The 6,033-nt window shown below is 54.8% G+C and carries 5 protein-coding genes and 1 pseudogene; 1 reads left to right on the top strand and 5 read right to left on the bottom strand.

Features of this window, described 5'->3' with window-relative positions; genetic code table 11:
• From ACWVCN_RS02490 to ACWVCN_RS02475, 4 genes are all read right to left on the bottom strand, one after another.
• Window positions 1-754 (bottom strand): hypothetical protein (locus ACWVCN_RS02490; protein ID WP_455243932.1); only part of this gene is annotated, 754 nt, incomplete at its 3' end.
• A 64-nt stretch (window positions 755-818) separates the two neighbouring features.
• A complete protein-coding gene (locus ACWVCN_RS02485) occupies window positions 819-1,688 on the bottom strand; it encodes a universal stress protein (RefSeq protein ID WP_455243931.1) in 870 nt (289 codons plus the stop codon).
• Window positions 1,689-1,810: 122 nt separating this feature from the next.
• Window positions 1,811-2,644 carry a hypothetical protein gene (locus tag ACWVCN_RS02480; protein ID WP_455243930.1) on the bottom strand — a complete coding sequence of 278 codons (834 nt, stop codon included), beginning with the start codon at window positions 2,642-2,644 and terminating at the stop codon, window positions 1,811-1,813.
• An 89-nt stretch (window positions 2,645-2,733) separates the two neighbouring features.
• The gene (locus ACWVCN_RS02475) at window positions 2,734-3,225 is read right to left on the bottom strand and encodes a hypothetical protein (protein WP_455243929.1); all 492 of its coding nucleotides are present in this window, start codon (window positions 3,223-3,225) and stop codon (window positions 2,734-2,736) included.
• A 66-nt stretch (window positions 3,226-3,291) separates the two neighbouring features.
• Between ACWVCN_RS02475 and ACWVCN_RS02470 the strand changes: the two genes are divergently transcribed.
• On the top strand, window positions 3,292-4,989 hold the full coding sequence (locus ACWVCN_RS02470; RefSeq protein ID WP_455243928.1) for a DUF4403 family protein: 1,698 nt from the start codon (window positions 3,292-3,294) through the stop codon (window positions 4,987-4,989).
• A gap of 144 nt (window positions 4,990-5,133) precedes the next feature.
• On the opposite strand, the pseudogene ACWVCN_RS02465 reads toward ACWVCN_RS02470, so the two are convergent.
• Window positions 5,134-6,033 (bottom strand): annotated as a pseudogene (locus ACWVCN_RS02465) (arylsulfatase); the annotation flags it as partial.

Genomic DNA, 6,033 nt, shown 5'->3' with positions numbered 1-6,033 from the left:
TGACATAGGACACATCATCTTCGAACTGAGCCAGTTTACGGCCATCCGCCAACCCACGCTCATAATGATAGGCAAGCCCAAGCTTCACTCGATGCGACAGCCGCCAATCGAGATGAGGGCCCACCGTCCAAAAGTTCGTATCGCGATGGGCAAACGCCTCATTATATCGGCGCAGCCCATATCGTCCGAGGAGACTGACTTCAATGTCTTGCGTGAGATTCCGTTCAAATCGTGTCGACCAGATATGACTCGTGACTGATTCTCCAGTCAACCCTTGGGAACCCGGACGCCGGTCTTCATTGTCCCCCAAAAACAGATTGGGGGCATAATAGTACCGCAACCTGACTCGCGTTGCGTCGGAGAGCCCGTGCAAGACCTGAAGACGAATCGTTCCGTGGCTGTATTTCGTCTGATCGGCGAACACAAAACCTTGTCCCCGAAGACTCAATTCAGTGGTCCCGAGCGAATTGGAAAACGTCTTCCCGACTGTCATCATCGGCTCAAAGACGACATCCGAGCCTTTCTCGGTGAGCCTGGTATCGAGCGCCGGTTGGGTCGGATCGCCGTCGCGGCTCAAACGGCGGGTCGCGGAAAAGATCCCAACATCGTCCGTGTAAAAGAGGATGGCGCGTCCGTTGACCGTCACTTCGGCAAATGCAACCCCCATTTGTGAAAAACTCGACCACACCAGAATCAGCAGGACAAGCCCCACAGTTCTGGTGATCAAGAGAAAGTACGGATTAATCCTCAGCACAAAACCTCCGTCAGGAGCAAACGCGGCGGCGACCGCTCAATAACGACCGCACCAGGCGTCAGCATCAGCCCAGGAGGGATCCTACCGGTAGGTTAAGCAACGGGCATCGGATTTTACTCAGCACCCGTTCCGAATGACTGCCCCGCAACGCATCAAGGAAACCATCCCGCCCGTTGGTGGTCATCACGATCAGACCAGCGTCAGTTTCATTCGCAGTCTGCACGATGATATCCACAATACCTCCTTCTCTGGCCATCGTGCTCCAGATCCAACCACTATGCTGAGGCAACTCGATCGCTGGCATCTCATTTTGTTTGCCGACGTAGAGCACCGTCACATTCCCACCGATCAGACGCAATTCATCCGTGATGCGACGCACCGCCTCAATAGCCGGTTGCGGCGGCGGGTCGTTGGCGATCGGAATTAGAATGCTGGTAAGTGAAATCGAACCGTCCTGGCGCGACACGAAGCCCTCTTGGCCTTCAGGGATAAAGAGCGTCATCGCTCCGGCACCTTCCGAGATCGGCTGAGAAACGGAGGTATGGAGCCATCTCATCCGCCCTTCTTCCTGTCTCGCGCCAAGCACGATTAAATCCGTCGGGTTGGATTCGAGATACTTCAATACGGCGCGCACCGGATCCCGGTGCACCGCCATAACTTTCCTGACGTGAATGCCGAGCTTCATCACATCTGTCCGCCGGCTCCCGGGAGGCAGTAGCCTCCAACGTTCCAGCATCGGCCTCACTCCGGCGAGTTCAGCCCATTCGACATTCGCGTCAGAAGCCACATGCATAACATCCAGCCCGGCTTTCCGCAGTAAGGCGATTTTCAAGGCGTGCGCGAACGCCACTTCGCTCGCTTCACTAAAATCTGATGGATGAAAGACGTTCCTTACTCGTGCGGAAGCCTGAACCTGAGGTTGAACATCGTTCATCACATCTCCTTTTAAAGCCCAAGAACACTGCGTGAATCGCAGGCCTCGTCCGGTTCATAGCACATGAATCTATGCCAGTGCGATTGTTCGGTCACCGGACATCTTACGTGGCTTGCTGACTTTTATTTGTCTTGTTCTTTGCTCTTTCCCTGCTGTTCCTTGCTGCTCTCTTGATCCGACCTCTTCTCGGATTTCACTTCGGTGTGTTGCTCCGGGATAGCTTGGCGGATTAACAGATTAAGCACTTGATTCAACGGGGTATATTTCGATGACGTTTTCCTGTTCAGCAAGTCCGACAACATACTGCCGAACGTGACACGCGCCACGTCTTCAATGAACACAGGGTCTGTATTCATCGCTTCGCTTTGAAAGTTGGACTCGGCAGTAGAACTCCATAAGAGCTCACCCGTCTGGCAGTCCCACAGTTGCAGAGACAGCCGTATGGTGGCAGAACGAGTCCGTGAGAATTTCACGCTGATGCCCGGAACTTCCCAGCGGTCGAACATCTGTTGTGCGAAGTAGGCGAGGCGGGGCTGGAACACATACCGCGAGTTGAGAGCTTCGCCGATTTTTCGAAGGATGTCACGGTTGAGAATGTGCGTCAACTCAAGTTCAGACCGCATTCTGTTATATTCCTCAGCCAATCCCTTCTCGTTGATAAGGCTGATAGCCTTCCGTTCGTCGACAACTTTCAAATTGGGCGCGACCTCCTTGATGACATCGCCGAGATACTGCCCCATGCCAGCTTCGTTCCCGCGCAGGCTCGCCACCGAGAGCGGTGTCAGCACGGCAACCGTTCCCTGCCTGAGGTTGGCTGGTTCGGTTGACGGGGAGAGGGCTGTCGAGGTCGTGCGTACGGTCCAGCCGTAATTCGTGCCTGCACAGCCTGTCGTGATCAGAGTGAGAAGAACAAACCCCAGTGCGAACCACGAACTCAAACGAAGCGGGTGGTTCATGTGAGGTCTCCAGTCAAAAACCATGGAGGCGTACTCTTCCATAACAGTCGGCCCATAAACAGCTCACCGGACACCTATCGAATTACTTCCTAGTACACGAGGGGAATTTGTGCAGCGAGTTCAAAATTCATCAATGCACGTATCTTGTTTTCGATCTGGATGTATCGGGCTGTCTTGGTGGCAGACAGCACCTTGCCGATTTTATCGGCGTAGGTACGCTTCAATTTCACTTCCGCCTCCTGTACCGAAAGCGCCTCATTCAACAATTTCTTGGCAATGTCATCCTTGATAAAACCCTTGCCCTCGTTGTAGGCGGCAGCGTAGTCAGCAATGACTTTTCCGAGGCGATCGTTTACCTGCTGGAGTTCCTTCTGATACGACTCGTATAAGGGCCAGAATTTCTTGGCCTCGGCATCACTCAGGTCCATGTTTCCGGCGACGAGCAGCTTCTTGTCGGCCTTGAGCTTCTCCTTCAGAATTTCCATATTGGTGTCCGTTACAAGACCACCTTCTTCCTGGGCCAACAACGGCCCTCCAATGAGAAGCAAGCCGGCAAATATCAAGGGGGTGAACATTCTCATGGTTAACTCTCCTTTCCTGTGTATGAGAGTGAATACGAAGGTGCAGATTTTCACGTAGGCACTACTATGACTCCAAAGAAGTGGGAGCCTACTAAAGACCAGAATCCTCCTAATTGTCAAGACGCACTCAGTCAGACGCAAAACACCAGGATCAGGCTTTGGAAAGACATTCAACCAGCCATACAAGCAATCAATTCTGACAAGCAGGACATTTACAACTCAGATCCGAATCAGTACTATTGTAAAGCTGAAGACGCTTCCGTCATGATTGTCCATCAAGTACAAATAATCTTGCCAGTGCGACCCGGCTTGAGGACCAACACCGTTTATTTCATACTTATTCCCTTTTTTTTGATCCTTCAGGCCATCATCTTCCCGAACGGTCTTGTGAGCCCTTCCATACTCCTGGCCGCTACGGATCTCACCATTCCGAAACCTACCGACAGACTCCTGCCGCCCCCGCCGGCACCGATGGTCGAGCCGTCCGTCGTCCAAATGACGGTCGGTCGGACTCTCCAAGAGATGAGGAAAGCGGTGGAGTCATCGATAGCCGTCCATCATCGGCACGAAGTGGAGTGGATACCGGGAAAGTACCGGATCCATGGGCTTCCATACGAATATCAATATTACATCTGGCGGGGACCGGTCGGTTTTAAAACGGATGGCGGCCGGCTCGTCACCGAATTTCCGGATGTGCGCTATCGCGTCCGCGTCCGGCTGAAAAAGCCGAACGGAAACACACAAATTGCTGAATGCGGCTATGGCCCCGAAGCGCATATGCGGATGAAGCTCGAAGCCTATTCGGAAGTGCAATGGAGCGAGGACTGGGTCGTCCACACCGCAACAAGCTTCGGACGCCCACAATTCGGAGAGCCATGCCGCCTAAATCCTATCGGCTTCGATATCACGGAGCTCCTGGACGAATGGTTCGCGCAGCGATTGCCCCCCCTCGCCGCTGCTATTGACCACACCTTCCTCAAGCAGGCGGAGGCCAAGAACCGGGCCAGGATCATCTGGGAAAAATTCCAAGAGCCAATGGAGTTGAGACCAGGCATATGGCTCACCTATCATCCGCAAAACCCACGGGCAGGATCGATTCAATTGAATCGCGATCAGTCGGTTCAGACCTCGGTGAGCATGGTGTTCGATCCGGTCATCGTGGTCGGCGCCAAGCCTAAAGTTGACATCAGCGCCCTGCCGAAGCTCCAGACAGGGACCATGTCACAGGACGGCTTCCACCTAGCCGTTCCGATGCTCGTTCCCTGGGAGGAACTGACCGAACGAGTGGGGCAGGAAGCCGTAGGGTCGGAAATCAGTCCGCCCGTGGGCTCCAGAATACAGGTCACGGGCGTTCAATTATATGGAAGCGGCAATCATCTCATCAGCGAGGTGACTGTGACGGGAGGCGTGAACGGCAAGCTTTACATTCAAGGAAGACCCAGCCTCACTCCAGATGGTGCAACGCTGGAATTCAGAGACTTCGAATTCACGGTGGACACTTCCAACCTCCTCGTAAAAGTCACAAACCGCATCATGTACGACAGCATACGCGACCGGGTACTCCCCCACACGAAGATCGACCTACGAGACCGTATTGACGTCCTCCGCAATCGGATCGAAAAGCAAATGAACCGTGAACTGGCTTCCGGAATTTGGATCCAAGGCGAAGTGACCAAACTCGAACCCCGTGCCATCTATCCTGTACCGGGTGGCATGGAATTGCAGCTTGTTATAGACGGCACGCTCGACCTGATCATTCAGTGATTGGCAAAGTCACGGCGCGTCCCTCCCTCTTACACCCGACTTCAAGTTCGATGTCATCCTTGAAAGCTCGCCATCTCGTCGTTTCGTGATGCAGCAACCGAGCCATCCCCTCTCCCCAATTGCGCCCTAGCCCCTGCATGCCGCTTACTGTGCCATTGCTGCTTTCAGCCGACCCTCACGGTACCGGCGCAGATCCTCTTCGATAAGCTTGTGCTCTGCAATGTGGATGGTCACTTTTTCGAGCTTCCCGGTGAAGGCAAATGGAACGTGGTAATCTTCGCTGATAGGTGTCCCTGTGTCCTCCCCGATGTCAAGCGTCTCGTCCAGCGACATACGGAAAGCAATGGTCCTGGGAATCTTCTTAGTGGCCACGGTCTTCCCATCGACGGTCAGGGTCGCGTCCCCTCCCTTTCCCACGCCGCCACCCTCATAGTTGAAATCCAGCGTGACGACGTGGCGGCCGGGCGAGAGCGCCTCTTGGCCCGCGACCGTGTAGCGCTCGACACCGGCCAGATTGTAGTGGAACACGGGCCGGCCTTTGAGCAGGTAGAGCCCAAGCCCCGCGAACCGGCCGCCTTGCGTCATGATCACCCCCTCGGCTCCGCCTTCCTGGATATCGACGACCGCGCTGATGCCGAATGACTTATTCTTCATATCCGGTGCCGACCCCTCCGGAATCCGGACCATCCCGTCATAGTAGGTGAAGGCCTTCACGCCACGGATGTTGCTCGGGCGGTTCCTCACATCGAGCCGCTCGACCTTTGTATTGTCGATGGGGAGCACATTGTACTTGACGGCTTCGATGTAGAAGGCCCGTTGCAATTCGCGAAGCTTGTCAGGATTGGATTTCGCCAGATCCGTCGCCTGGGAAAAGTCATCGGCGACGTGGTACAGCTCCCACTCATACCCGTCAATCGGATCCACTGCCTCGGAGAAGCTCGCCCAGGGAGGTGTGGTCGGGGTGGTCGCCGCCACCCACCCGCCCTGATAGATCGCACGATTGGCGACCATCTCGAAATACTGGGAGGTCCGGCGGGACGGCGC

This window comes from Petrachloros mirabilis (assembly GCF_975968855.1).
Note: the sequence above shows the minus strand (reverse complement) of the source record. Positions and strands in the feature narration are given on the sequence as shown.